Genomic DNA, 26340 nt, shown 5'->3' with positions numbered 1-26340 from the left:
AATGGCGCCACTAGTGGGTCCGCACGCTGAGCACGCCGTGACAGATTCGAATGGGGTCGGCGACGTCCGCGATGCCCGCGGCGGCCCGTTGCGCCGCGGCCCGGTAATCGGGCGTGTTGAGCAGGTCGAGCACTGCCGAGCGCACCGCGTCGGCGGTCAGCGGGCGAACCAGGATCGAACTGCCTTGGCGGGCAGCACGATTGGCCAGTTCCCACTGGTCGCCGCCGCCGGGAACCGTCACTATCGGCACACCCGCGAGCAGAGATTTCGCCAGCAGACCGTGGCCGCCGCCACCGACCACGACCGAAGCATGAGTAAGCAGTTCGTCTTGGCGGCCGAGTCCGGCGGTTGCCCATGGCGGCAGATCGGCGGGCGGGGTGTCGAGCATGGAAACGGCCACCCGGACACCCGCTCCATCCAGTGCGGTCAGCACGGTTTCGACCATGCCCGCGACACCGGTGTGCGCGGTCGACGGCGCCACCATCACCAGCGGCTCGTCGCCGGGCGGTGGTTGCAGGATTTTCGGAGTGGGCTCCCACAGCAGCGGGCCGACGACGTGGGTGTGCTCGGGCCAGTCGGGGCGCGACACCTCGAGCGCGGGCAGGGTAGCGATCAGGCGGGCCGCCGGCCCCGGGTCGGTGGCGGGCAGTCCGACGCTTTCACGGGCCTGCTCGCGTTGACGCACACCATTGCGAATGGCGCGGGCGGTCATAGTGCGCAACATGCCGTCACGCAGGCGGCCACGCACCCCCTCCCCCGGCGCGAGGCCACTGCCGATGGGCGGCAACGCCTTCGACGGTAGATACAGCGGATGCGGCGATAGTTCGACCCACGGCACACCGAGTCGCTCGGCAGCCATCCCACCACCGGCGGTCAGCACATCCGACACCACGAGCTCGGGCAGCATCGCGCTCAAATCGGGCAGGATTTCGGTCGAAATATGCGCCGCGCGTTCATGTATGCGCTGTCCGGCATCACTGTCGTCGTCGACCGTGCGGGGCGCGAGCCCCTTGAGTCTGCGCACCGCGATACCCGCCCGCTTGGCGGCGTCGAACCAACGCGGTCCGGTGAACAGCACCGGATCGTCACCGGCGGCCCGGAACCGTTCGCACAGCGCCAGCGCCGGAAACGCATGGCCGGGATCCGGCCCGGCAACAACGGCAACACGCATGCGGCCAGCCTGCCACATCGATCTCGGAACTCGGTGCGACGCCGATCGGATTTCGGCCAGCACCCAATGCGCCCCGTGGAAGGTTCATTGAAAGCCCATCGAAGCCAACCCGCGGACGACATGCTGATCAGACCATTCACCTGGAGAGATGGGCGCAGTATCCGTCGCCACCGTCGACGAATTGCCGAACCTGCTGAGCGGATGCGCCGACATCGGGAATATGCCCGACGCAGCGGCGACCCCGTCGAGACCTGGCGCCCAGTGAGGCAAACAATCACCGGCACCCACTGAACCCAACACCGATTTCAACACTTCCCCACCCATCCGTTACCCTTGCCCAGCAACACCGGTCCGGGTGGCGGAATGGCAGACGCGCTAGCTTGAGGTGCTAGTGCCCTTTATCGGGCGTGGGGGTTCAAGTCCCCCTCCGGACACAGACAGCGACCATCGCCGGGTCCGCACCGACCTCTAGAGCGGCGCGATGTCTGGTGAGTTTGCGGTCGCATTCGGTGATCGATCGGCGTAGTGGGTCCGAGATCGCCATCGCATCGGGTTGAGCAGCCTTCAACTGAGTCGGCGTGTATTCGACCCTTTCGGGTTCGAACACCCCTGCTCGAGGTCGCCAGCGAAGGCATCGGCACCGTGCGGGACAACGCCGTGACAGACGCACGAATTCCGCAGCAGTCGCATATCTTTCGCGGAAATCCGAGACCGCCGATTGCATCTGGTTGGACTCCGGCGGCCACTGCGGTGGTTCGCCAAAGCTGACGTAGTACCGGCAGGTAATGAGCAGAGGTCCCACGTTTGCACAGAATTAACGTGTAGTGCACACGATCGCGGCCGACGGCGCCGCGCCGACCACTAGGCTCAATGACACGTCTTCGACACGGAGGTCGGCGTCACCGCAAGAGCGGAGCGGCTCGAACGGTTCCCATCGCCCACAGATATCGACAGACCGTAAATGTGGCGCGGCACCATCGCCGCCGATTGAGCTGAATCGGCAGTCTGTCCTGAAACCCAGCGATAACGCGGAGACCCCCATGTCCCATGCCGACCTGAAACCCGCCCGCCACCTCGACGTCCGCATCATGACACCGGGCCAAATCGCCTCCGGCACATCCGCTGAACCAGCGATACCGTCGCAAAGAATTCCGCTATCGGGTGAGAACGGACCATCCCGGCAACTCAGTTCGCTCGACGTCCTACTGCTCGATGCCGAGTCACCCACCATGCTGCTCCACGTCGGGTCGGTCACACTGCTGGAACCACCCACCGCAGGTCGCGCATTGGACGTCACCGTACTGCGGCGGTTGATTGCGAGCCGATTACACCTGGTCGCACCCCTGAGGTGGCGACTGCGCACCGTCCCGCTCGGGCTGGATCTCCCCTATTGGGAAGACAGCGACACCATCGACCTCGGATATCACGTACGCGATACACGCCTCCCCGAAGGCTCGACCGATACGGCGCTGGCCGATCTCGCCGCACGTCTGCATGCGCAGCCGCTCGACCGAAATCGTCCACTGTGGGAATGCCACCTGATCTCGGGATTGACCGACGGCCGCCAAGCCATCTACACCAAGGTCCACCACGCCCTGATCGATGGCGTGTCGGGGGCCGAGGTCGTGGCCGCGCTCTTCGATATCGTGCCCGACTCCCAGCCCGCACCGCCACCGCCCGACGGTCTGCGTTTGGGTCGAACGCCCAATCCGGCCGAAATAATCGGCCGGGGCATCGCACACACGATGACCCGCCAAACTGATCGGATGCGCCTGCCCCTGCGCCTGGGACCGATGCTGCCGAACGCACTCGCCGACATGCGCAAAGCCAATCCCACGCTGGCGAGCAACCGCCCCAACGGCACCGACCGGTCCTTCGCCTTCGTCTCGCTCTCACTCGATACTGTCAAACAGGTCAAGAACAGCTTCGGCGGCACCGTCAATGACGTGGTAATGACTTTGTGTACCACCGCATTTCGCCGCTGGCTACACGACCACGACACGCTGGCCGCCGACCCGGCCGTGGCCGCGATCCCGGTATCGGTGCGCACCCCGGAGCAACTCGGCACCGCGGGCAACCAGTTCTCCATCATGCTGTGCGAACTACCGATCGGCGAACCCGACCCACAACACCGCATGAAACTCACCCATGCCGCCATGCTGGCTGCCAAGGACCACTTCCACGCCACCCCACCGGCCCTGCTGCACTACGCCACCGCGGCCCTGCCGCAGATCCTGCACGGCCTGGCCACCCGCCTACTGCTGCGCGTCGCCGCCCCCGCACTGCCCCTGGCCAACATGGTCATTTCCAACGTGCCCGGACCGCAGATACCGTTGTACGCCGCAGGAATTCGGGTGGCCGGGAGCTACCCCATCTCCGTACTCACCGACCTGTCCGGCCCACTCAACATCACCGTCATGTCCTACAACGGCCACCTCGACTTCGGCATCCTCGCCAGCACCGACACCATCCCGGACGTCTGGAACATCGCCACCTACCTGCAAGAGGCACTCACCGAACTAGCTCAATAGTCGCCCACCCGCACAGTGAAAACGCCGCTAGGCGTGACAGTCCCGGCTTCGCTGCGCGGTCGCCCGGTTCCGCTCCAGCGCGGTGTGCAGCAGGTCGAGCGCGTGGTCGACGTCGGTCGCGGCGATGGCCCCGTATCCGCCGGGCTTGGCGACCTACTGCGCGAGCAAGCAGGCGGTGCTCGGATTCACCGAGGCGATGCGACTCGAACACCGGGACAGCGGGATTCGATTCTCGGCGGTCCTGCCGACCTTCACCCGCACCGAGCTCATCGCGGGGACACGGGCTCCGCTGGGCTTGCTGGCCGATCCAGAGGACGTCGCCGCGGCTGTGGCCGCGCTCATCGCACGTCCGCGACGACGCGTCACGGTGACCCGCGCAGCAGGTGTCCTGGCTACCTTCAACAAACTCACCCCCCACCCCCTCGGCGAGTACATCGCCAGGCGGCTCGGCGTGCACACCACCTTCGTCGACCGCGAGGCCCGCCGCGTCTACGACGACCGGCTGCGTAATCCATGATCCCGAAACCCGCTCTCCCGGTTCCTGTCTGAAAGGCCCACCGCCATGGCGGATTTCGACCGGGCCGACCTCGACGCCCGGGCCAATCGGCTGGCCGATGACCTCGCTTCGATCGGTGTCGCACCGACGCCTGAAATTCCCATGATTCGGTGTTCGAGCCGTGGTTGTCGGCATCGCGCACGAGCGCTGGGGCCAGCAGGTCGCCGCTATGGTCTCCATCGCAGGCGATGAGCCGCTGGACTTCGGCGCGCTGACCGCCCACGTGCGTAGCCACCTCGCCGGCTACAAGATGCCTCGCGCCATCTGGGTTGCCGAAACCATCACCCGCTCCCCCAGCGGCAAACCCGACTACCGGTGGGCCAAAGACTATGCCGCCAACCACATCCCGGACCACCGGGGCGGATGAAGAGATGATCGGTAGCGAATCGCCCGACAGGGCATCAGGCCCACGTCAATTGTCCTGGTCACGAGACTACAGTAGTATCCAGACACATGTCCGAACTCGCATCTACCGGCATCGAAGCAACTCGGCGGCGTCTCACGGAGAAGCAGGCCGACACCGTCGAGCGCCTGACCGCGGCGGCAGTCGATGTGTTGTCCCGGGAAGGATACTCCGGCACAACGATACGACTGGTCGCCGCCGCCGCGGGTGTCGGTACAGCCACCGCCTACACGTATTTCTCCTCGAAGGAACATCTGGTCTCCGAGGTGTACTGGCGCCGCCTGATCGCCGCTCCACCACTGGAGACCCATGACGAGGACCCGGCCACACGCGTTGTCGCGGTCCTGCGTCAGATTTCCATGTTGGTGGCCAATGAACCAGCATTGGCGAGCGCGGTCAGCAATGCCCTGCTCGGCGACGATCCCGACGTACAGCACCTGCGGGTACGCATCGGCAGGGAGATTCGCAGCCGCCTCGCCGATGCGCTCGGATCGAAAGACCCCGAACGTCTCTCGATGCTGGAATTGCTCTACGCCGGCGCACTGTTGCAGGCAGGCATGGGACTACTCTCTTACGAAGAGGTCGCCGACCTCCTGGAAATCTCCACGCGGCGCCTGCTGACCGATCCGGGCGCTGGCATCTGATCGTCGACGACGGCCGGTCCTTCGCGCATCCGGCTCGTCGTGTTCGAGTGCTCCACGCGACGATGTTGCGAGCGGGCAAGTGTTGCCCGGGCGTAGAGAATGATCCGCTCATCTCAGCAGGGCCAACACCTCCAGCGTCCTCCACGCGACCCGCCGGTCGACACTACCCGCGGCAGCGGAAACTTCCCGATACGGTCGACGGCCGGGAGAAGCCAGGTGATCGAGACAGCACAATGGATCTTTGCTCCGGCCATGTATGCCCGGCCGAACCGCTGTCCGGTGCGGTCGCCGGTGTCAGGTCTCGATGCCTTACTCGCGCCTGGCGGCGGAGGCTCGAGCAACGCGCCGCCTGAAACACGCTGCGGCGCAAGCCGACCTAGTCCTCCTCTCCGTGCGTCGTGGGACATGCGCAATGCAACGGCACAACCCGCGACGATGTGGCCGTCGTACGCGGTGCGAATCGCACAGGTACTGGCGGCCCGCAGCATTCGCAGCTGCGCAGTGGGCGGACTTCGCGAACACCTGCCCATCGCTTCCCCCGACCTACGAGATCAGCGCGCTGGCAGTCGTCAGCGAGCTTCAGTGGTGGCACCGGCCTGGCAAAACACCGGAAGCCTTGTCGCACCGCGCTAACCATAGTACTGTCCGGACACATGTCCACCATCTGTCTGGACAGGTATCCCGGGAAGGATTTCCAATGACGCTGGTCAAGCCGCAGCGAGTGTCCGGAGGCGAGGACGAGCACGGGCACCTCGAGGAGTTCCGCACCGATCCGATCGCGCTGATGCGGCGAGTTCGCGCCGAATGCGGAGATGTCGGCTCATTCGTGCTCGCCGGGCGCGATGTGATCCTGCTGTCCGGCGCCGAGGCCAACGAATTCTTCTTCCGCTCCAGCGACGAGGACCTCGATCAGGGCGCGGCATACCCGTTCATGAAGCCGATCTTCGGCGAGGGCGTCGTCTTCGACGCTCCACCCGAACGACGCAAAGAGATGCTGCACAATTCGGCCCTGCGTGCCGACCACATGCGCGGGCACGCCGTCACCATCGCGCGCGAAGTGGACCAGATGCTGGCTCAGTGGGACGACGAGGGCGAGATCGATCTGCTCGAATTCTTCGCCGAGCTGACCATCTACACCTCCTCGTCCTGCCTGATCGGGGTGAAGTTCCGCAATCAGCTCGACTCCCGCTTCGCGCATCTGTATCACGAACTCGAGCAGGGCACCGATGCCTTGGCCTACGTCGATCCCTACGCGCCGATCGAGAGCTTCCGCCGCCGCGACGAAGCCCGCGTCAAGCTCGTCGAACTCGTGCAGGCGATCATGAACGACCGCGAAGCCAATCCGGCGAGCAAGGACGATCGCGACATGCTCGACGTCCTGATCTCGGTGCAGGACGAGAACGGGTCGCCTCGGTTCTCCGCCAGCGAAATCACCGGCATCTTCATCTCCATGATGTTCGCCGGCCACCACACCACCTCCGGCACCGCGGCCTGGACGATCATCGAGCTATTGCGCCACCCGGAAACATTGGCGAGCGTCGTCACCGAGCTCGACGAGCTGTACTCGGACGGTTCGGAGGTCAGCCACAATGCGCTGCGCCAGATTCCGAACCTCGAGGCGGCGCTGAAGGAGGCGCTGCGCCTGCATCCGCCGCTGATCATCCTGATGCGCATCGCCCGCGACGAATTCGAGGTATGCGGCAACCGGATCGCGCCGGGCGATATGGTGGCCGCGACTCCGGCGATCTCCAACCGGATTCCGGAGGACTTCCCGGATCCGGACACCTTCGATCCGAGCCGCTACCTCGATCCTCGGCAAGAGGACACCATCAATCGCTGGACCTGGATCCCTTTCGGCGCGGGTCGTCATCGCTGCGTCGGGGCGCCGTTCGCGCTCATGCAGCTCAAGGCGATCTTCTCGATTTTGTTGCGGGACTGGGAGTTCGAACTGGCACAGCCATCGGACACCTATCGCAATGATCACTCCAAGATGGTGGTGCAGCTGCAGCAGCCATGCCGTGTCCGCTACCGCCGCCGGCGGCGGTGAGTCCCGCGCATTTCGGTCCACGAAGACGTCGGCCTTTCAGGAGGAAGCTGTGTCAGCGCCGTCCATTCCCCCCGGATTCGATTTCACCGATCCAGCGCTCTGGGAAACCCGCAATCCCGTCCAGGAATTCGCCGAGTTGCGCCGCACCGCGCCGGTGTGGTGGAACCCGCAGACCGATGCGCAGTCCGGAGGATTCCGCGACGGCGGCTACTGGGTGGTCACCAAACACGAGGACATCAAAGAGATCTCGCGCAATCCGGAGCTGTTCTCCTCACAGCGGAAAGGCTCCATCATCCGGCTGCCCGGGCAGATCACCATCGAGCAGATCGAACTCACCAGCGCCCTGCTGGTCAACATGGATCCGCCGAAGCATTCCAAGATCCGGCGCATCATCTCCAAAGGCTTCAGTCCGCGCGCCGTCGAGGGGTTGCGCGCCGCGTTGACCGAACGAGCGGCCGCCATCGTGCACGCGGCCCAGCAGGAGGGCGGCGGCGACTTCGTCGAACAGGTCGCGTGTGAACTTCCCCTGCAGGCCATCGCGGAACTTCTCGGCGTACCGCAGGAAGACCGCCGCAAACTGTTCGGCTGGGTCAGCTGACCGTCCGTGGCCGCGAAACGCTTCATGTATCGCTCGATGACGGCGCGCGGAGCGCCTGGTGGTGACGCCGAGCGCCTGTTCGATCACCAACACCAGGCCGGCCCGCGGCAAGCAGCAGCGAGGCCGCCTCCGGTGCGGGTGTCACTCCTGCGCGCCGGTGTTAGTGCCTGTCGCGTTCTGGGCGAAACCATTGAGCGGGAGGGAATTACCGACACCGGCGGCGTCGAGGAGTGTGGTGGCGGTGGCTACGGCAAGGCCGTCGAGGTGGTGGGCCTGGACGACCGATCGGGCGCTGGCCCCGTCGAAAACGAGGGTAAGTTGCCGGGCGAGCAGGACGGGGTCGGGTGCGCCGCCGCGCTCGGCCTCGTATTGGAAGAACGAGGTGAGGCCGTCCTTGTGTCGGCGAGCGACCAGACTGCCCGGATGTTCGGGGGACTTGAGTTGCACCGCCGCCGCGACGTAGGGGCAGCCGCGAAAATCTTGCGCCGGTTCCAGGTATTCCAACCGTTCGAAGACGTGCAAGATCCGCTCGCGCGGCGACCCGACATCGTCGGCCGGTAGCAGGGCGGCCTGATAGTCGGGCGCGATCCGTTCCAGACTCGCGGCCACCAGCTCGTCTTTGCTGTTGAACAGCTGGTACATCGAGCGCTTGGACACCCCCGCCGCTTTACACAGCGCGTCGACGCCGATGTGGACGCCCTGTTGCTGGAATAGCTGCGCGGCGGCGTCGAGCAACCGGTCGCGGGTGGAGGCGGTAGGTGCCGCCGGTGGTGTCGGGTCGGGCATAGATCTCAGATTAGCCTTCCGCTTGCATTTTGGAAACCGATCTGTTTTTCTTGAGGAAACAGATCGGTTTCCACAGGGAGTTCAACCTATGACCAGCATCAAAAATTCGGTAGCACTCGTCACCGGCGGCAGCCGCGGCATCGGCAAGGCACTGGTGGAGCAGCTCTACGCACGCGGCGCCACCAAGGTCTACGCCGCCGCCCGCGACCCGCGGACCATCACCCATCCGGATGCGGTCCCCCTCGCGTTGGAGCTCACCGATCCGGATGCCGCCGCGGCGCTGGCCGAGCAGGCACCCGACGTGACGATCCTGATCAACAATGCCGGGACCGCGCTCGGCTCGTCGTTCCTCGACTCCCCGATCACCGATATCCGCCGCGAGTTCGACATCAACTTCTTCGGAACGCTCCACGTCACCCGCGCCCTTGCCCCGATTCTGGAAAGCAACGGCGGCGGCCACATCCTCACCATTCACTCGGCGTTGTCGTGGATCGCGGTTCCGGGCACCGATGCCTACGGCGCGTCCAAGGCGGCACTGTGGTCACAGACCAACGCGCTGCGCCTCGCGCTTCGGCCGCGCGGTATCGGGGTCACCGGGCTGCATGTCGGCTACGTCGACACCGATCTGGCCGCAGGGGTCGACGCCCCCAAGACCTCCCCGCACAGCGTCGCGACCCAAGCCCTCGACGGCATCGAAACCGACGCCCTCGAAGTCATCGCCGACGACCTCACACGACACGTCAAGGCCGGGCTCGCCGCCGACCCGGCGATCCTCTACCCCCAAGTCGTCGCGAACAGCTAGTCGGCTCGGAGCCCCGCCGTCTCCGGTGGCGCACGAATCTCGTGACAGCACAGCGAAACCCCCACATGCAGGAGCTCACAATGATCTCATCACGCCCCATAGCCCTCGTCACCGGCGCATCCTCAGGTATCGGAAAGTCAGCCGCCCTTGCGCTGGTCGACGCGGGATTCCAGGTAATCGGAACCGGCCGCGACACCAGCGCATTGACCCCGCCCGACGGTGTGATCTTCCTCGACCTCGACGTCACCAGTGACGAATCGGTCGCCACCCTCGTCGCGAAGGTGATCGCGCAATTCGGCCGGATCGACATCCTGGTCAACAATGCGGGCATCGGCTCGGCGGGCGCGGCCGAGGAAAGCTCGGTGGCGCAGGCCCGAAAGGTCTTCGATATCAACGTCTTCGGCGTCATTCGAATGACGAACGCGGTCCTTCCGCATATGCGCGCCCACGGCAGCGGGCGCATTGTCAACATCTCCTCCATCGTCGGATTCATGCCGCAGCCCTATATGGCCGTCTATGCCGCGTCCAAGCACGCGATCGAGGGCTATACCGAATCACTCGACCATGAGGTACGGGAATACGGCGTCCGGGCGTTGCTCATCGAACCGGCGTGGACCAGTACCGCTTTCGACGCGAACAGTGTGCTGCACGACCAGCCCTTGGACGCTTATGCCACGCACCGACTGGTCTTCGAGGAATACATGGCCGAGGCGGTCAAGGCGGGCGACGATCCCGCCCTTGTCGCCAAGGCGATCGTCACCGCGGCCACCGACACCAAGCCGAAACTGCGCTACCCCGTCGGCCAGAGCGCTCGCGTCGCCACCATGCGCCGCCTGGTGCCCGCCCGCATGTTCGACCAACAGCTGCGCAAGCTCAACCGGCTCCCCGCCTGACACTTCCACCACAACAGAAAGCGACGCTTGCCATGAGCACCTATCTGTCGGACACCGCCGAGAACCTGACCGTGAACGCCGCGTCCGCCACATTCACCTATCGGCGCATCGGCGCCCGCGGCGGTATCCCCCTGATCCTGCTGAACCGCGTCCGCGCGACCATCGACTGGTGGGACCCCCAGCTACTGGACTACCTGGCCGCCGAGCATGACGTGATCGTCTTCGACGACATCGGCGTCGGCTACACCACCGGTGAACCCCGTGACTCCGTCGCCGGATTCGCCGACGGCGCAATCGAATTCATCGAAGCACTCGGCCTGACCCAGGTCGATCTGCTCGGCTGGACCCTGGGCGGCACCGTGGCCCAGCAGGTGGCACTGCGGCGGCCCGACCTGGTCCGCAAGCTGGTGCTGGCGGCAAGCAATCCCGGCGGTCAGGTGCCGGGCGCACCCGCTCCGAACCAGAATGTGATGGCCACCATGACCAAGCCGGAGGTCACCGGCGACGACTTGGTGTACCTGTTCTTCCCCGAGACCGACACGGGGCGCGTCGCCGGGCACGAATACCTCGCCAGAGTCGCCACCCGGGTAGCCACCGGCGGGCCCGCCGTGTCCGAGGCAGCGGGCAACGGCCAGATCACCGCGATCGTAAAAAACATGTCGATCCCGTTCGAGCAGGTGGCTACCGACCTGCAACGCCTCGACCGGCCAGTCCTGTACGCCACCGGCCTGCGCGACATCATGACACCGGCCGTGGTGTCCTACACCGCCGCCGAACACACCAGCAACGCCACCCTGCTCGGATACAGCGACGCCGGTCACGCCTTCCTGTTCCAGCACGCCGAAGCCTTCGCTATCCAGGTAGCCAACTTCCTCGATGACTGAAGAACACTCCTCGGAAACAGATCTCCCCGCACGAATCCATCGACCTCAGCAACGGGGCACACCATGACAGAGCAGTTCAGCATCGCGGAATGACCAAGGGCTCGGTCTACTTTCATTTCGAGAGCAAGGAAGCCCTCGCCGTTGCGGTGCTCACGGAGAAGCACGCGCAATGGCTCGATCGGGTAGAAACACGACTTGTCACGACACCCCCCGGCCTGCGGCGACTGGAAGCACTGCTGCCGGCCATGCTGGACCTGGACCGCGACGATCCCGACGCCTGGGTCATCTCGCGCCTTGCCCAGAACCTGGCCGAGGTGCCCGCGACCCGAGCCCTCGCCACGGAGCTGACTCGCCGATGGATCGACCGCGTCGCCGACCTCATTCGCGACGCCCAGCGCATCGGCGAGGTGTCGGGCGGAGTCGACCCGGAACTGCTTGCCACAGTTCTCGTCGGCGCCTTCGACGGCCTCGAGACGACCGTCGAAACAGTAAGCGAGGACAACCGCACCGCCGATCAACGGCTCGCGGCCGGCGGCGCCCTTCTGCTGGCGATGATGCAGTCGGCTGTCCTGTCACGCTGATCGGCTTCGACAGTCCGCTGGAATGGCTTCTTCCCTTCGGTGCCCGATTGTCCGACAAGGCATCCAGCTGGACGGCATGACGCCACATGCCGATGCGCGTGATCGGCGCGCCGATCGGCGTGGAAGGTCCCTTGACAGGCCTATTGTCATTGCACTGTTTGGTGATAGTTTTTCTGTATGGTCGGCTAGATCTCATACTTGCTGCGCATCGAGGGAGATGTCGTGTTAAGGGCCGGAAACATCGCCGCTGCAAGGGTTTGCGGGGGAATTCTCGGTACTCTCGCGTGTCTGGTCGGAGTGAGCACCGCGCACGCCGACGATGGAACTGGCCCGTTATTGGTCGGTGACACAGCGTATTTCGCTATGGGCGGTTGGAACTGCTCGATCGGTGCGGACGGCACAGTGGGCTGCGACCTCGCAGTCCCGGCGCCGTCCATGAATGTGTTGTATGCCGGAATGCAGGTTTCGGTACCGAATGCGGGGGCCATCATCATCGACTCGACCATGTGGCCGGCACATCCTCAGTGGAACTCCAACGGCAGCCACACTGTGCCAGGCGGAAACCCGCCGCTACCGCGCATCGCATCCGCGAATTATCGCGACCCGCAGTATTCGATCACATATGCCGGCGCGAATTGCCAAATCACCTATCAAGGTGCGGCAGTGTGCACATCGATGGGACATGGGTTCAGCCAATGGGGACCAGTGCCGCAAGGCTACTGATCCCCACGAATCAGGCTACCGATACCAGATACCGGAATCCCAAGCACCGTAGTCCCACACGTTGAAATCGTAGCGACCATGCGCACCACCGAACAGATAGCCCCACCATCCAGCCGAGGTGTCGCAGATCTGGTCGTCGTGGTTGCACACCGTCAGCACCGGAAAGTCACCGAACCAGTCGTCGACACCGGCCAGTGGATAACCGACGATACCGCTGCCGGGCGTCGACGACAGCCCACCCCAACCAGGCCCGGGGGCGCGCTTGGGATCCGACAGCAGAATAGCGTTGGCATTACCGACATCCTGATGGGCGGTGACCCACGCGTGAACGATGCCCGCGCCCTCACTGTGCCCGATCAACCTGATGTGGTCGTACGGACATTCGCTGCGATGCAGCCAGAACAAGCGGTCGAGTTCGTTCAATCCCGACATCGGGTCGAGCGAATTGTAGCCGACAGGTTGATCCACAAAGGGGACGAACACCGACGAGGTGTTGTCGCCGAGACCCCCGATACCAATAGCCCAGTCGCCAATACAGTTGTCGGCGTGCGCCTTCGGTCCCATCTCGTTTGTGAAGGAAAGGATGATAGCCAACAGTAATGCGGCGAAGAGCGCCGTTGCTCTACGCATGGTCGTACTTCTTAATTTATCGTGCCTCCGGGTCCAGCCCGGCTTGTATCTGGGGTACCCAGAAGTTGCTCGCGTTCTTGGTTTCTGGCGAAATAGTTATGCAGACCATCGATATATTGGCCGTAACGCAATGTCGGAGGCCATGATCCGCAAAGGAGATCCGCTGCCCGAGCGATACATTCCCCGTTACCCGAGCTTTTCGATGGTCGAGCATCGCGAGGCAGGACCGCGGGGAACCATTGTCGCGGTGGACTTTTGCGATGAAGTATCCCCGAGGTGGCCGCTGACCAGATTTCCGGCAACTCATCCAGGCAGGCGAATCCGGGACAGCGCGGACGAAAAATTCAACGCCGCCGTCCGCGACCGCAAACCTGGACACCTCACGATCCCCGACTTCGACGACAGACGGTCCGGACGCCGGGCGGTTACCAGAGGGTCCGCGATCAGCTGGTTGGGGTTTCGATGAAACTCAGCGGCTGCGTCGCGGTTCCAGACGGCCTTGCCTACCTCCACGCACCGCCGACGCTGTGTCAACTGCGGCCGGAACCGCACTGCTGGCGATCTTTGCCGTTCAATTACGCTCCGTCGCAGGCAAATTGGAGAATCTCAGCGATGCCGTCCAACCCATCGCGCGCCGGAGCATTTTCGATACCCCCTATTCCGCACCGGCACCCGATGACTGGCGCCACGATGTTGGTCCGCATCCGCCACGACATGGTCTACGGCTGATCCGGGTTCACGCATGATCGCCATCGTGTCGGTTACCGCGGCGGTCGCCCCCTCCGCGAATACTCGGTGCCGAAGCGCGGTGGTGATCGCCTCGTCCGGAATTGTGGTGCAGGAGTGTCGCGGCGAGCGCGAGCGTGGCAGCGACCGCGATGATCACCGCGGCGAGGGTGAACGCGGTGGCGAAGGAATCCCCGATGACCGGCACAACGATCAGCGGACCGATCACTTGGCCGACGGCGTACACCGCGGTAAGCGACGCTGCCGCGCGTGTCACCGAGAGTTGATGCCCGAAATCGATGGCAAGCACCACCGCACCCAGGAACGTCGCGCCGAAGGCCAGCGCCGCGACCGCTGCCGCGGCAAGACTGCCCGATATCGCCGCGCTGGCGGTGCCCACAGCTTGCACCATCAGGGCGGCCGTGAGCGCAGGCCCGGTGCCGATCCGGCGCGCGATCGCATGCCAGCCCACAGTCGCAGGAACCGCCGCCAACCCGACTATCGTCCACACAACCGCCCCAGCCACCGAAGACCCGCGATGGCCCGCCACCGCGGCGACGAGGAACGTTCCTACGATGATGTAGCCGACGCCCTCGACGAAGTAGCAGGCGAGCAAGAACCGCCATACCCGTCGTACAGCTGGCGCGGTTTCGGCACGGCTTTGTGCGAGGGCGGCGTTGGAGTCGATGCCGAGTTCGGTGCCGGTGTCGCCCTTTTCGCCGCGGATGTCCAGTAACCACGCTGGTACCAGCAGCAGCGCGGTCAACAGTGCCGAGCCGAGCCATAAGCCCTGCCATGTCAGGTGGGGCGCGGCGAGCAGGGTGTACACACCGGTGGTGGCGATTCCGGCGCCGACCCCGGCGAATGCCACGCCTAGGGAGGCGCCCTCGTCTCGATGGTGGGCCACCGTGGCCGCGCACGCGATGAAGATCGCCGCGCTGGCCGCGCCGGCGACGCACCGTAGCCCAGTTTGCGCCGTGACCTGTGCGGTAGTCGCCATGGCCGCCTCGCTGGCGATCAGTACGACCGACCACACCAGGAAGGTGCTGCGCCGGCTCAGGTGCGGCATCCGCGTCAGCAGCAGCGCTCCTGCCAGGTAGCCGGCGTAATTGCCGGTCGCGATCACCGCGCCGTCGCCGGCGCTCAGGCCCGCCGAGGCGGTCATGATCGGGAGTAACGGGGTGAACACGAACCGGCCCACACCCATCGCCGCGGCGAGTCCGGCCGCAGCCGCCACACTCACGCGCCGACCACGCAGCGGCGAAATCCGGGCGCTCGGCACGCGCTCACTGATCAGCTGATCATTCACACGAGGAACGGTACGAGCCGAACAGATCAGTGTGAAATGCCCGCTTGGCATGATGTATACGCTGAACGCATGGATCTGTAGGTGCGCCACCCGACCGCGTTCGTCACGTGGGGCGAGTACCACGATCGAACCGGCACTTTCCTCGACACCAGCGGGTCCTGAAGGCGAACAATGCCGGTCCGCGACCCGGACCGGCATCGCCGCGTACGCATTCGAGATCTCCTCAGCCCGGCGGCCGCACCTGAACGATCACCCCGGCCATGAGGAGTGCGCGGCGTAGGATCCATCTCAGGGCTTGTCGAAAGGCGAGGTCGGGATGCATGAAATGGCTATTACCCAGTACCTTGTCGACGCCGTCTGTGCGCATGCGCAAGGACGCTCGGTGCACAACGTGACGGTCGAGGTCGGCGCGCTGAGCGCTGTCGTGCCCGAGTCCATGCAGTTCTGTTTCGAGCTTGCCACCGAGGGGACGATCGCCCAGGGAGCGCGACTGGATCTGCGCGTTGTCGAGGGGACGGCGCATTGTCGGAGCTGCGGGGCGGAGTTTCTGCTGCCGAACCTCATAGTGCTGTGCCGTTGCGGCAGCGCCGATGTCGAGATCACTGCGGGGCGGGAACTTCGAATCGTATCGATGGAGGTGAGTGAGCGATGTGCGCAACCTGCGGATGCGAGGGCGACGGGGTCGCTGTGATCACCGTCGGACACCAGGACCACGATCACCCGCACAACCACGGCGGCCATGAACATGGTTCCGGGCACGAGCATTCCCACGAGCACCCTCTGACCACACTGACCCTCGAACAGAAGGTGCTCGCCAAGAACGACGAGCTCGCCGCGGCGAACCGTGCGCGATTGCGGGAACGCGGGATTTTGGCACTGAATATGACCAGTTCGCCGGGGGCGGGGAAAACGACCCTGATCGAGCGAACCATTCGCGAGCTCGAATCCGTTCCGGTGGCCGTCATCGAGGGCGATCAGGCCACCGTGCTCGATGCGCGGCGCATCGAGGCAACCGGATGCAAAGTCGTACAGGTGAATACCGGCGCGGGCTGCCATCTCGACGCGGACATGATGCGGCGGGCCCTCGACGCACTGGAACCGGCGCCGGGCAGCCTGCTGTTCGTGGAGAATGTGGGCAATCTGGTCTGTCCGGCATTGTTCGATCTCGGCGAGGCGGGCAAGGTCGTGATCATCTCGGTCACCGAGGGCACCGACAAACCGTTGAAATACCCGCACATGTTTGCCGCGGCGGAACTCGTGCTGATCAATAAGACCGATCTGCTGCCCTATGTTGACTTCGATTCCGCGCGATGCGTGGAATACGCGCTGTCGGTGAATCCGAACGTAACCATTCTTCCGGTATCGGCGACCACCGGCGATGGACTGGCCCTCTGGTACGACTGGCTCAATGCCCAGCTAACCGTCGGCACCCCGATACCTTGAAAGCAGTCGGCTACCAGACCTAGACTCATGTGATCAGAGTCACACGCGGACCAGTCGGCGTAGCTGACCGATAGCGGTATCCGCGTGCCCCCGCTGCGGAAGGTGGCAGTCCGATGCCAACTCAGGAAGCAGTAAAAGCCGAAGACACCCTGATCCACGTCCTCTGGATCAACGCCGGACTCAGCTGTGACGGCGATTCGGTGGCCCTCACCGCCGCCACCCAGCCGAGCATCGAAGAGATCGCACTCGGATCACTCCCCGGATTACCGAAGATTGCCGTGCATTGGCCGCTGATCGATTTCGAATGCGGTCCCAACGGCGGCGCGGACGATTTTCTGGAGTGGTTCTTCAAAGGAGAGCGGGGCGAATTGGATCCGTTCGTTCTGGTCGTCGAGGGGTCGATTCCCAATGAGCAGTTGCACGACGAGGGTTACTGGTGCGGCTTCGGCAATAATCCTGCGACCGGTCAGCCGATAACGACGAGCGAATGGCTCGATCGACTGGCGCCCAAGGCGACCGCGGTGATCGCCGCAGGCACTTGCGCTACGTACGGCGGTATCCACGCCATGGCGGGAAATCCGACCGGCGCGATGGGTGTCCCGGACTATCTCGGCTGGGATTGGCAGAGCAAAGCGGGCATACCGATCGTGTGCGTGCCCGGCTGCCCGATCCAGCCGGACAATCTGTCCGAGACCATTACCTACCTGCTCTACATGGCCACCGGCCAAGCCCCGATGATCCCGCTCGACGATGCGTTGCGCCCGAAATGGTTGTTCGGCGCCACCGTGCACGAAGGGTGCGACCGAGCGGGCTACTACGAACAGGGCGATTTCGCCGAAGAGTACGGGTCGCCGAAATGCATTGTGAAACTGGGCTGTTGGGGTCCGGTCGTCAAGTGCAACGTGCCCAAGCGCGGTTGGGTCAATGGCGTTGGCGGGTGCCCGAACGTTGGTGGCATCTGCATCGGCTGCACGATGCCGGGCTTCCCGGACAAGTTCATGCCGTTCATGGACGAACCACCGGGCGGCAAGATCTCCTCGACCGCTTCCGGGCTGTACGGGTCGGTGATCCGCAGTCTTCGCCACATCACCGGCCGCACCGTCGACAAGGAACCGCGCTGGCGGCACAAGGGCGGGAAGCTCGAAACCGGCGCGACCCGTACCTGGTAGGGAGACATTTCGATGACAGAGATCATTCCCGATCCGTCGCTTCGCAAGATCGAACCCGACTCCCTGGTGGAGATGGCCTGGGATCCGATCACACGCATCGTCGGCAGCCTGGGCATCTACACCAAGATCGACTTCGACCAGCGGCAGGTCGTCGAGTGCCACAGCACTTCGTCGATCTTCCGGGGCTATTCGATTTTCATGAAGGGCAAGGACCCCCGCGACGCGCACTTCATCACCAGCCGCATCTGCGGCATCTGCGGCGACAACCACGCGACCTGTTCGTGTTACTGCCAGAACATGGCCTACGGGGTCAAACCACCACCCATCGCCGAGTGGATCGTCAACCTCGGCGAGGCCGCCGAGTACATGTTCGACCACAACATTTTCCAGGAGAACCTGGTCGGGGTGGACTTCTGCGAGAAGATGGTCGCCGAGACCAATCCGGGTGTGCTCGAACGCGCCGAGCGCTCCGAGGCGCCGCACGCCGGTGACCACGGCTATCGCACAGTCGCCGACATCATGCGAGCGCTCAATCCGTTCACCGGCGAGTTCTACCGAGAGGCGCTACAGGTCAGCCGGTACACCCGCGAAATGTTCTCCCTGATGGAGGGCAGGCACGTGCACCCGTCGACGCTGTATCCCGGTGGGGTCGGCACGGTCGCGACGATTCAGCTGATGACCGACTACATGTCGCGGCTGATGCGGTATGTGGAGTTCATGAAGAAGGTCGTGCCGATGCACGACGACCTGTTCGACTTCTTCTACGAGGCGCTGCCGGGTTACGAGCAGGTGGGTATGCGCCGCACACTGCTCGGCTGCTGGGGATCGTTCCAGGATCCCGAGGTATGCAACTTCGACTACAAGGATATGGAGCAGTGGGGTCGGCGGATGTTCGTCAGCCCCGGCATCGTGGTGGACGGGAAGCTGATCACCACCTCGCTGGTCGATATCAACCTCGGCATCCGAATCCTGTTGGGCAGTTCGTATTACGAGGACTGGACCGATCAGGAAATGTTCGTCACGACCGACCCGCTCGGAAATCCGGTCGACCGGCGCCACCCGTGGAATCAGCACACCAACCCGAAACCGCAGAAACGCGACCTGGACGACAAGTACAGCTGGGTGATGTCCCCGCGCTGGTTCGATGGCAAAGACCATCTCGCACTCGACACCGGCGGCGGCCCGCTCGCTCGCCTGTGGGTAACGGCGCTGGCCGGGCTGGTGGACATCGGTTACGTCAAATCCACCGGATCCAGCGTGCAGATCAACCTGCCCAAGACCGCATTGAAGGGGCCGGCCACCCTGGAATGGAAGATTCCGACGCACGGCAGCAACACGATCGAACGCGACCGTGCGCGAACCTACTTCCAGGCCTATGCGGCAGCGTGCGCATTGCACTTCGCCGAGCAGGCCCTCCAGGAAATCCGGGCGGGTCATACCAAGACCTGGGAACACTTCGAGGTGCCCGACGAGGGCATCGGGTGTGGTTTCACCGAGGCGGTGCGCGGGGTGCTGTCGCACCACATGGTCATCCGGGACGGCAAGATCGCCAACTACCACCCGTATCCGCCGACGCCGTGGAACGCCAATCCGCGTGATTCCTTCGGTACGCCGGGGCCATACGAGGACGCGGTACAGGGGCAGCCGATCTTCGAGGAGAACGACCGGGAGCACTTCAAAGGCATCGACATCATGCGCACGGTGCGCAGCTTCGATCCGTGCCTGCCCTGTGGGGTGCACATGTATCTGGGCAATGGCCTAACCCTGGACAAGGTGCATTCACCCACGCAGACGCTCATCGCGGAATGACAGGTCGGGTCGACGACGGGAGGCACAGCGTGGATGGTCGCCGGCAGCAGCGAGCCGGACCAACCGAGGACAACCAGTGGCGGGGCGCGGGTGATCGGATCGACACCCTGCTGGATGCCTGTTCGGCAGGCGGCCCGGTGGCGCGCGAGCGCGCCGAGCGTCTCCTGCGCGAGGTTGTCGACCTCTATGGCGCGGCACTCGGCCGGATAACGGCCGCACTCGACGACCGGATCGTCGAGGAGTTGACCCGCGACGATCTGGTCGCGAGCCTGCTGCTCGTGCACGGCCTGCACCCACACGACGTTCGAACGAGGGTGGCGGCGGCGCTGGACAGCGTCCGCCCCTATCTGGGTTCGCATGGCGGCGATGTGACGCTCATCGATGTCGCCGACGGTGTCGTGCGGCTCGAACTGTCGGGTAGCTGCCGCACCTGCCCTTCGTCGTCGGTGACATTGGAGCTGGCGGTAGAGGACGCGGTGCGCGCGGCCGCACCGGAAGTCGATGCGATCGAGGTGGTCGCCGCGGCGGCGCAACCAGGGGTGATACCGACCGAAGCGCTGTTCGCGCGGGTGCACACCGGTGATCCGCCCGCGGGCAGCTGGATCTCGGTACCGGAGCTCGCGGACTTGGCGGCAGGCGAGGTCGGCGGATTCACGGTGGCCGACGTGCCGGTGTTGGCCTGCAGGGTCGGCGCGGACCTGTTCGCCTATCGCGACCGCTGCGCGGCCTGTGGGCGTTCGATGGCAGGCGCCGCGCTGCACCGCAGAATGGGGGCTCCGGCCGACTCCGCCGTACTGCGCTGTCCGGGGTGCCTGGCCCATTTCGACGTGGTGCACGCCGGGACGCGACTGGACGGCGAGGGACATCTGGAGCCGCTGCCAGTGCTGGTGCGGTCCGGTGAGATCTCGGTGGCGGTGCCCGCGGAGGTCCGCGGATGAACCCGGGCCTGGGCGCATTGCGTCGTATCGCGACCGATCCGCCGCCGCCCGCGGCGGTCGGAGAGCGATGTGAAATGTGCGCCGAACCCGTCGGTGCACAGCACCGGCATGTGGTGGACATCGAAGGCAGGCAGCTGATGTGCGTATGCGTGGGCTGCTATCTGCTGTTCACCGATCAGCATGCCGCGATGCGCTACCGGGCGGTGCCCGACCACTACGTCTGCTTCCCCGACTGTGTGATCGGTCAGAGTGAATGGGACGCGCTCGACATCCCGGTCGGCCTGGCGTTCTTCTTCGTCAATTCGGCGCTCGGACGCACCGTCGCGTTCTATCCGGGACCGGCAGGTGCCACCGAATCCGAACTGCCGCTGCGGGATTGGCGGGCGATGCTGGATCGTCATCCCGAGCTCGACCGGCTCGCGCCCGATGTCGAGGCTCTGCTCATCCGGATGCCCGAGCGCGGCGGTCCCGGCGCGGTCCTGCTGCTGCCGATCGATGCGTGCTACGAGTTCGTCGGACGGATGCGGATGCTGTGGCGCGGATTCGACGGCGGCCAGGAGGCCAGGGACTACATCGCGGAATTCTTCACCACGATGTCGGCTCGGGCCCGGCCGGAGGTGGCGTGATGAGTCCGGCCTATGCGATGACCTTCGCGGTGCTCGAGGTGCGGCCCGAACCGTACGCGGTCACCCCGAATCTGTCGGCGCGCATCGGCATCGCCGCGCTGGCCGAGGAGCCGGTGCACGCGATCGCGCTGCGCGCCCAGGTGCGCATCGAACCCTTCCGGCGCGGCTACTCCGATGCCGAGGGCACGGGACTGCTGGACCTTTTCGGCCCGCGCGAACGCTGGCACGAAACACAGAAGTCGTTCACCTGGATGCACTGCGCCACCATGGTGCCCGGCTTTTCCGGCGGCGTCGAAGTGGAACTGCCGATGCCGTGCACCTACGACTTCGAGGTCACCGGATCGAAGTACCTGCACGCCTTGCGCGAGGGCACCGTGCCCCTGATCTTCCTCTTCAGCGGCACCGTATTCATCAGAGGGGAAACGGGTTTCGCGGTGCAGCAGGTGCCGTGGGACCGCGAGGACAAATTCGACATGCCGGTCGCCGTATGGCGCGATCTCATGGACACCCATTATCCGAACTCGGGCTGGGTGCGGTTGTGCAGGGAGAATGTGGAAGCACTTGCTGCCTACAAGTCCTCGCACGGACTGCTCGGATTCGACGACGCCATCGCGAAACTTCTCACCGAGGAGTCCGCGCCGTGAACGCCGCCATGACCCGCGCCCGCGCCGTCGCCGACGCCGTGCTGTACGAGGGGTACCTGCTGTATCCGTACCGGTCGGACGCCCGAAAGAACCAGTCCCGCTGGCAGTTCGGTGTGCTCGGCCCGCCCGGCGCGGCCGCGGCCGGATACGGTGAGGACGACTCACTTGCCGCCGAATGTCTCGTCCGCGCGTCCCGTACCGCGCAGATCACGCTCACCGCGCGATTCCTGCAATTGCAGCGCCGAACTGTCGAACTGGACGGGACCGCGCGCGCCGAACTGATCGTCGACGGTCACCGATGGGTCAGCTGGGACGAGGCCACCGAATGCGAAATCCCCTGCGGGCCTTGGGCGTTAGCGGATGCCATGCTGCCGATCGAAGTACCGGGCCGGCAGGCGGTCGACCCGATTCCGGGATCGACGGCGGGCACGGTGGTGCGCACCCGAGCACCGATCGAGGGCACACTCGAATTGACCGTCGCCCCCGAGGGCGACTATCGACGCCTCGGAATACGGCTGCGCAACACCGGTGGTGCGGCCACCAGCTCGGACGACGCCACCGCCCGCTCGATGCTCGGCGCCCACGTGATCGCCGAACTCGACGGCGCAGAATTCATCTCGCTCCTCGATCCCGAACCCGGCGCCGAGACGGCGGTCGCACACTGCACCCAGCACCGCTGTTTCCCGGTGTTGGCCGGTCCCCCCGGCCACCACGGCGTTGTCCTGGTGTCGCCGATCATCCTCTACGACCATCCCGAAATCGCCGAGCAGAGCGCGGGTCAACTGTACGACTCCACCGAGATCGACGAAATCCTCACCCTGCGCGTGATGACGCTCACCGATGACGAGAAGGAACGGGCCCGCGCCACCGACCCGAGAGCCGCCGAAATCATCGACCGCTGCGATCGCATGACCCCCGAGGCCATGCACGACCTGCATGGGCTGTGGCGCGAGCCGGCGCCGCGCCTGGTGCCCGAGGTGCCGGAAGGCATGAGCTGGTGGGATCCCGCGGCCGATGGTGCGGTGCGGCCGGACTCCGACGCGGTTCCGATCGCCGGGGTACTGGTACGCAAGGGCAGCCGGGTTCGGCTGCGCCCGACGCGACGCGCCGACGCACACGACCTGTTCTACGAGGGCAGGGCGGCGCGCGTCACCTCGGTGCACGCCGACGTCGACGGCGAAACGCATATCGGCGTGGTCATCGACGACGATCCGGCGGCCGATCTGCACGAATGGTACGGGCGCTACCTGTATTTCGCTCCCGATGAGCTCGAACCGATTGTCAACGGCGATGAGTGAAAGGAATACGGTCATGCAAGCAGTCGGCGTGGTCTCCACCGCGGTGGTGGGCGTCATTGTCGTGGTCGGCGCGTATCTCGGCATACGGTCGATCCCCGACCTCCGGCGTTATCTGAAGATTCGTCACATGTGAGATGGGCACGCGCGTGCTCGTTGCCGGGATCGGCAATATCTTCCTCGGCGACGATGGATTCGGCCCCGAGGTGGTCCGTCGGCTACCCACGGCGTCGGCGCAGGACCAGCGGATCGTCGACTACGGCATCCGCGGACTGCACTTGGCCTTCGACCTGCTCGACGGGTGGGATGCGCTGGTACTGGTGGACGCCCTGCCGAATACCGGAGAGCCCGGCCGCGTGCAGATCATGCGCGCCGAACCCGAGTCGGATGCGACGACGCCCATGGACGCGCACGCGATGAATCCGGAAGCGGTCTTCGCCGCGGTGCGCGCACTCGGGGGTGTCGTGCCACCGACCGTCGTCGTCGGTTGTCAGGTCGATTCGGTGGCCGAGGGGATCGGTCTCAGCGCCGCCGTCGCCGCGGCCGTCGACCCTGCCGCAGCCGCGGTCGCGCGCGTCGCGGCGCAATTGTGCGCTGGACAGGAGGTGTGACCATGTGCCTTGGCATACCAGGGCGGGTCGTGGAGATTCCGGACGGCTACCACGGGCAGATCGCGGTGGTCGAGGTGTCCGGTGCGAAGCGCAAGGTCAATATCGGTCTGCTCGACGCGGATCAGCCCGCCGCGCCAGGTGATTGGGTGATCATCCACATGGGATTCGTCATCGAGAAGACCGACGCGGCTGGCGCGGAGCGGGCGATGGCCGGGCTGCGCCTGCTGGGCAGTGGAGAACAGCCATGAGCGTCGACCGCGTTCGCAGGCGCCTACTCGTGCGCGGCGTGGTGCAGGGCGTCGGATTCCGGCCGTTCGTCTACACCACGGCCGTCGAGCTCGCACTGACCGGCCGTGTCGCCAACGACAGCGACGGCGTCGTCATCGAGATCGAGGGCGCCGAGGCATCGGTGCGGGAGTTTATTCGCCGGCTGCACGACTCCCCGCCGCCGCTGGCCGCCGTCGCCTCGGTCGAGCAGTCCGCGGTCGAAATCCGCGGCGGCACCGGGTTCCTGATCGGCGACACCCTGCGCGGCGGCGCCGGACGCACCCTGGTCTCACCCGATGTGGCGATCTGTACCGACTGCGCGCGCGAACTGCGCGATCCCGCCGACCGCCGCTACCGTCACCCCTTCGTCAACTGCACCAATTGCGGTCCTCGATTCACCATCATCGCCGGGCTGCCCTACGACCGCGAGCGCACGTCCATGGCCGATTTCGCCATGTGCGCGCGCTGCGCCCGCGAATACGCCGACCCCGCCGATCGCAGGTTCCACGCCCAGCCCGTCGCCTGTCCGGACTGCGGGCCCACCCTGTCCTACACCGGGCCGGGCGATCCCGCCTCGCCGATCATCGCGGCGCGCGAATTACTTTGTGCCGGAGGCATTCTCGCGGTCAAAGGCATCGGCGGCTACCACCTCGCCTGCGACGCGGGCAACGCAATGGCCGTGGCCGAATTGCGTCGCCGTAAGCGGCGCGGCGACAAGCCGTTCGCGGTCATGGTCGCCGACTTGGACACCGCAGCGCGGATCGTGACCATCGATCCCACCGGCGCGGCCCTGCTGAGCGGTCCGCAGCGGCCGATCGTCCTGCTGCCGCGCGGCGGACGGCCAGTTGCCGATGCGGTCGCCCCCGGCAACCCCGACCTCGGAGTCATGCTCGCCTACACCCCCTTACATCTGCTGTTGTTCGGCCTGCCCGGCGACCCGCCCGGCCCGGACGTGCTGGTGATGACTTCCGGCAATCTCGGCGGTGAACCGATCTGCTACGACGACGCCGATGCCCGCACCCGCCTCGTCGGGCTTGCCGACGCCTGGCTCAGCCATAACCGGCGCATTCTCGTCCCGTGCGACGATTCGGTGGTGCGCGTCGTGGACGGCGCCGAGCTGCCGGTGCGCCGCTCCCGCGGCTACGCGCCGCTGCCCCTGGCACTGCCGATCCCGGTTCCTCCGACGCTGGCGGTCGGCGCCGACCTGAAGAACACCTGCGCCGTCGCCGACGGGCGCTACGCCTGGCTCAGTCAGCACATCGGCGATATGGACGATCTGGCCACTCTGCAGGCATTCGATACAGCGCGAGCACATCTGGAGGAACTCACCTGCGTGCACCCGACCCAACTCGCCGCCGACGCCCACCCCGGCTACCGTTCGACCGCGTGGGCCCGTGCGCACGCGGCCGACCGACCGGTGCACACGGTGCAACACCATCACGCGCATCTGGCCGCGGTGATGGGCGAGCACGGCCTCGATGCGAACCAGACGGTCCTCGGCATCGCCTTCGACGGCACCGGCTATGGACCCGACGGCGCGGTCTGGGGCGGTGAGGTGCTCGTCGCCGGATACAAGGGCTACCGGCGCATGGCGCACCTGTCCTATGTGCCCTTGGCGGGCGGCGACCTCAGCGTCCGCAAGCCCTATCGGATGGCGCTGTCGCATTTGCGCGCCGCGGGCATCGAATGGTCCCCCGGCATCGCCTCGGTCGACACCTGCCCCGACGCCGAACGGGCCGTGCTCGCACATCAATTCGACACCGGACTCGGCTGCGCGCCGACCTCGAGCATGGGCAGGCTGTTCGACGCGGTCGCCTCCCTGACCGGAGTGCGGCACATCGTCGACTACGAGGCGCAGGCCGCGATCGAACTCGAAGGTCTGGCCCGCGGCGCCGATGCCGCGGCGGGGCGGTACCGGTTCGCCTGGCACGACGGCGATCCCGCTCGGATCGATCCTGCCCCCGTACTCGCCGAGGTCGTCGCCGACGCCGAGGTAGGCATACCGCCCGCGGTCATCGGCGCCCGATTCCATGCCGCGGTCGCCGACCTCGTGCACGACGCGGCACGGCGATTCGCCGCGCCCGAGTCGGTGATCGCACTGTCGGGCGGCGTGTTCCAGAACGCGCTGTTGTTGTCGAGCTGTACCCGTCTGCTTCGGCACGACGGATTCCGTGTCATCAGTCATCGCAGACTGCCACCGAACGACGGCGGGATCGCGTTCGGTCAGCTCCTGGTAGCCGGTGCGGTGTGAGTG

General features: G+C 65.5%; 25 protein-coding genes, 1 tRNA gene and 1 pseudogene. 23 read left to right on the top strand and 4 right to left on the bottom strand.

What is annotated here, in order from left to right:
• Positions 1 to 10: 10 nt before the first annotated feature.
• Entirely contained in the window at positions 11 to 1171 is a 1161-nt protein-coding gene (locus tag ACIBG0_RS01860; protein ID WP_397028328.1) for a glycosyltransferase, read from the bottom strand.
• A 349-nt stretch (positions 1172 to 1520) separates the two neighbouring features.
• Here ACIBG0_RS01860 and ACIBG0_RS01855 point away from each other — a divergent pair.
• The 7 genes and pseudogenes from ACIBG0_RS01855 to ACIBG0_RS01825 all read left to right on the top strand — a co-directional run.
• Positions 1521 to 1605, top strand: a tRNA-Leu gene (locus ACIBG0_RS01855).
• A 606-nt stretch (positions 1606 to 2211) separates the two neighbouring features.
• Positions 2212 to 3702: a wax ester/triacylglycerol synthase family O-acyltransferase gene (locus ACIBG0_RS01850; RefSeq protein ID WP_397028327.1), complete on the top strand. Its 1491-nt coding sequence runs from the start codon at positions 2212 to 2214 to the stop codon at positions 3700 to 3702.
• Positions 3703 to 3826: 124 nt separating this feature from the next.
• Positions 3827 to 4219, top strand: coding sequence for an SDR family NAD(P)-dependent oxidoreductase (locus ACIBG0_RS01845; RefSeq protein WP_397028325.1), 393 nt, complete (start codon positions 3827 to 3829; stop codon positions 4217 to 4219).
• A 160-nt stretch (positions 4220 to 4379) separates the two neighbouring features.
• Positions 4380 to 4625, top strand: a complete 246-nt coding sequence (locus tag ACIBG0_RS01840; protein WP_397028324.1) for a hypothetical protein — start codon at positions 4380 to 4382, stop codon at positions 4623 to 4625.
• A gap of 86 nt (positions 4626 to 4711) precedes the next feature.
• Positions 4712 to 5305 carry a TetR/AcrR family transcriptional regulator gene (locus ACIBG0_RS01835; RefSeq protein WP_397028322.1) on the top strand — a complete coding sequence of 198 codons (594 nt, stop codon included), beginning with the start codon at positions 4712 to 4714 and terminating at the stop codon, positions 5303 to 5305.
• Positions 5306 to 6002: 697 nt separating this feature from the next.
• The gene (locus tag ACIBG0_RS01830) at positions 6003 to 7352 is read left to right on the top strand and encodes a cytochrome P450 (protein WP_397028320.1); all 1350 of its coding nucleotides are present in this window, start codon (positions 6003 to 6005) and stop codon (positions 7350 to 7352) included.
• Between the two features lie 49 nt (positions 7353 to 7401).
• A pseudogene (locus ACIBG0_RS01825) lies at positions 7402 to 7941 on the top strand (steroid C27-monooxygenase); the annotation flags it as partial.
• Between the two features lie 150 nt (positions 7942 to 8091).
• On the opposite strand, the gene ACIBG0_RS01820 reads toward ACIBG0_RS01825, so the two are convergent.
• Positions 8092 to 8736, bottom strand: coding sequence for a TetR/AcrR family transcriptional regulator (locus ACIBG0_RS01820; RefSeq protein WP_397028318.1), 645 nt, complete (start codon positions 8734 to 8736; stop codon positions 8092 to 8094).
• Positions 8737 to 8824: 88 nt separating this feature from the next.
• Here ACIBG0_RS01820 and ACIBG0_RS01815 point away from each other — a divergent pair, with 88 nt between their 5' ends.
• The 4 genes from ACIBG0_RS01815 to ACIBG0_RS01800 all read left to right on the top strand — a co-directional run bounded on the left by ACIBG0_RS01815 (position 8825) and on the right by ACIBG0_RS01800 (position 11896).
• Entirely contained in the window at positions 8825 to 9538 is a 714-nt protein-coding gene (locus ACIBG0_RS01815; protein WP_397028317.1) for an SDR family oxidoreductase, read from the top strand.
• Between the two features lie 80 nt (positions 9539 to 9618).
• Positions 9619 to 10431 (top strand): oxidoreductase, encoded by an 813-nt coding sequence (locus tag ACIBG0_RS01810; RefSeq protein WP_397028315.1) that lies wholly within the window; start codon positions 9619 to 9621, stop codon positions 10429 to 10431.
• A 32-nt stretch (positions 10432 to 10463) separates the two neighbouring features.
• Positions 10464 to 11315, top strand: coding sequence for an alpha/beta hydrolase (locus tag ACIBG0_RS01805; RefSeq protein ID WP_397028313.1), 852 nt, complete (start codon positions 10464 to 10466; stop codon positions 11313 to 11315).
• An 89-nt stretch (positions 11316 to 11404) separates the two neighbouring features.
• Positions 11405 to 11896, top strand: coding sequence for a TetR family transcriptional regulator C-terminal domain-containing protein (locus ACIBG0_RS01800; protein WP_397028311.1), 492 nt, complete (start codon positions 11405 to 11407; stop codon positions 11894 to 11896).
• Between the two features lie 738 nt (positions 11897 to 12634).
• On the opposite strand, the gene ACIBG0_RS01795 is transcribed toward ACIBG0_RS01800, so the two are convergent.
• Complete coding sequence (locus tag ACIBG0_RS01795; protein WP_397028309.1) at positions 12635 to 13051, bottom strand: hypothetical protein; 417 nt, start codon at positions 13049 to 13051, stop codon at positions 12635 to 12637.
• A 934-nt stretch (positions 13052 to 13985) separates the two neighbouring features.
• Positions 13986 to 15284 (bottom strand): YbfB/YjiJ family MFS transporter, encoded by a 1299-nt coding sequence (locus ACIBG0_RS01790; RefSeq protein ID WP_397028308.1) that lies wholly within the window; start codon positions 15282 to 15284, stop codon positions 13986 to 13988.
• Positions 15285 to 15600: 316 nt separating this feature from the next.
• Here ACIBG0_RS01790 and ACIBG0_RS01785 point away from each other — a divergent pair, with 316 nt between their 5' ends.
• The 12 genes from ACIBG0_RS01785 (at position 15601) to hypF (ending at position 26337) form a co-directional block, all read left to right on the top strand.
• A complete protein-coding gene (locus tag ACIBG0_RS01785; RefSeq protein ID WP_397028307.1) occupies positions 15601 to 15975 on the top strand; it encodes a hydrogenase maturation nickel metallochaperone HypA in 375 nt (124 codons plus the stop codon).
• The gene (gene hypB / locus ACIBG0_RS01780; protein ID WP_397028305.1) at positions 15933 to 16727 is read left to right on the top strand and encodes a hydrogenase nickel incorporation protein HypB; all 795 of its coding nucleotides are present in this window, start codon (positions 15933 to 15935) and stop codon (positions 16725 to 16727) included. Before ACIBG0_RS01785 ends, hypB begins: the two co-directional genes overlap by 43 nt.
• Positions 16728 to 16840: 113 nt before the next feature.
• A complete protein-coding gene (locus ACIBG0_RS01775) occupies positions 16841 to 17896 on the top strand; it encodes a hydrogenase expression protein HypE (protein ID WP_397028303.1) in 1056 nt (351 codons plus the stop codon).
• A 12-nt stretch (positions 17897 to 17908) separates the two neighbouring features.
• Positions 17909 to 19705 (top strand): nickel-dependent hydrogenase large subunit, encoded by a 1797-nt coding sequence (locus ACIBG0_RS01770; protein ID WP_397028302.1) that lies wholly within the window; start codon positions 17909 to 17911, stop codon positions 19703 to 19705.
• Between the two features lie 29 nt (positions 19706 to 19734).
• The gene (locus tag ACIBG0_RS01765; protein ID WP_397028300.1) at positions 19735 to 20643 is read left to right on the top strand and encodes a NifU family protein; all 909 of its coding nucleotides are present in this window, start codon (positions 19735 to 19737) and stop codon (positions 20641 to 20643) included.
• On the top strand, positions 20640 to 21269 hold the full coding sequence (locus tag ACIBG0_RS01760) for a DUF5947 family protein (RefSeq protein ID WP_397028298.1): 630 nt from the start codon (positions 20640 to 20642) through the stop codon (positions 21267 to 21269). The genes ACIBG0_RS01765 and ACIBG0_RS01760 overlap by 4 nt, the downstream gene beginning before the upstream one ends.
• On the top strand, positions 21269 to 21913 hold the full coding sequence (locus ACIBG0_RS01755; RefSeq protein ID WP_397028296.1) for a DUF6084 family protein: 645 nt from the start codon (positions 21269 to 21271) through the stop codon (positions 21911 to 21913). The genes ACIBG0_RS01760 and ACIBG0_RS01755 overlap by 1 nt, the downstream gene beginning before the upstream one ends.
• Positions 21910 to 23211 carry a hypothetical protein gene (locus tag ACIBG0_RS01750; protein ID WP_397028294.1) on the top strand — a complete coding sequence of 434 codons (1302 nt, stop codon included), beginning with the start codon at positions 21910 to 21912 and terminating at the stop codon, positions 23209 to 23211. Before ACIBG0_RS01755 ends, ACIBG0_RS01750 begins: the two co-directional genes overlap by 4 nt.
• A 13-nt stretch (positions 23212 to 23224) precedes the next feature.
• The gene (locus ACIBG0_RS01745) at positions 23225 to 23344 is read left to right on the top strand and encodes a DUF6893 family small protein (protein WP_387291949.1); all 120 of its coding nucleotides are present in this window, start codon (positions 23225 to 23227) and stop codon (positions 23342 to 23344) included.
• 1 nt (position 23345) lies between these two features.
• A complete protein-coding gene (locus ACIBG0_RS01740) occupies positions 23346 to 23819 on the top strand; it encodes a hydrogenase maturation protease (protein WP_397028293.1) in 474 nt (157 codons plus the stop codon).
• Positions 23820 to 23821: 2 nt separating this feature from the next.
• Positions 23822 to 24067: a HypC/HybG/HupF family hydrogenase formation chaperone gene (locus ACIBG0_RS01735; RefSeq protein WP_397028291.1), complete on the top strand. Its 246-nt coding sequence runs from the start codon at positions 23822 to 23824 to the stop codon at positions 24065 to 24067.
• Positions 24064 to 26337, top strand: coding sequence for a carbamoyltransferase HypF (gene hypF / locus ACIBG0_RS01730; RefSeq protein ID WP_397028289.1), 2274 nt, complete (start codon positions 24064 to 24066; stop codon positions 26335 to 26337). The genes ACIBG0_RS01735 and hypF overlap by 4 nt, the downstream gene beginning before the upstream one ends.
• The last annotated feature ends 3 nt before the right edge of the window (positions 26338 to 26340 follow it).

Origin of the sequence: Nocardia sp. NPDC050630, assembly GCF_044457245.1 — a bacterium.
In the GTDB taxonomy this organism is placed as follows: domain Bacteria; phylum Actinomycetota; class Actinomycetes; order Mycobacteriales; family Mycobacteriaceae; genus Nocardia.
The sequence above is the reverse complement of the archived record's forward strand: the minus strand, read 5'-3'. Positions and strand labels throughout refer to the sequence as shown.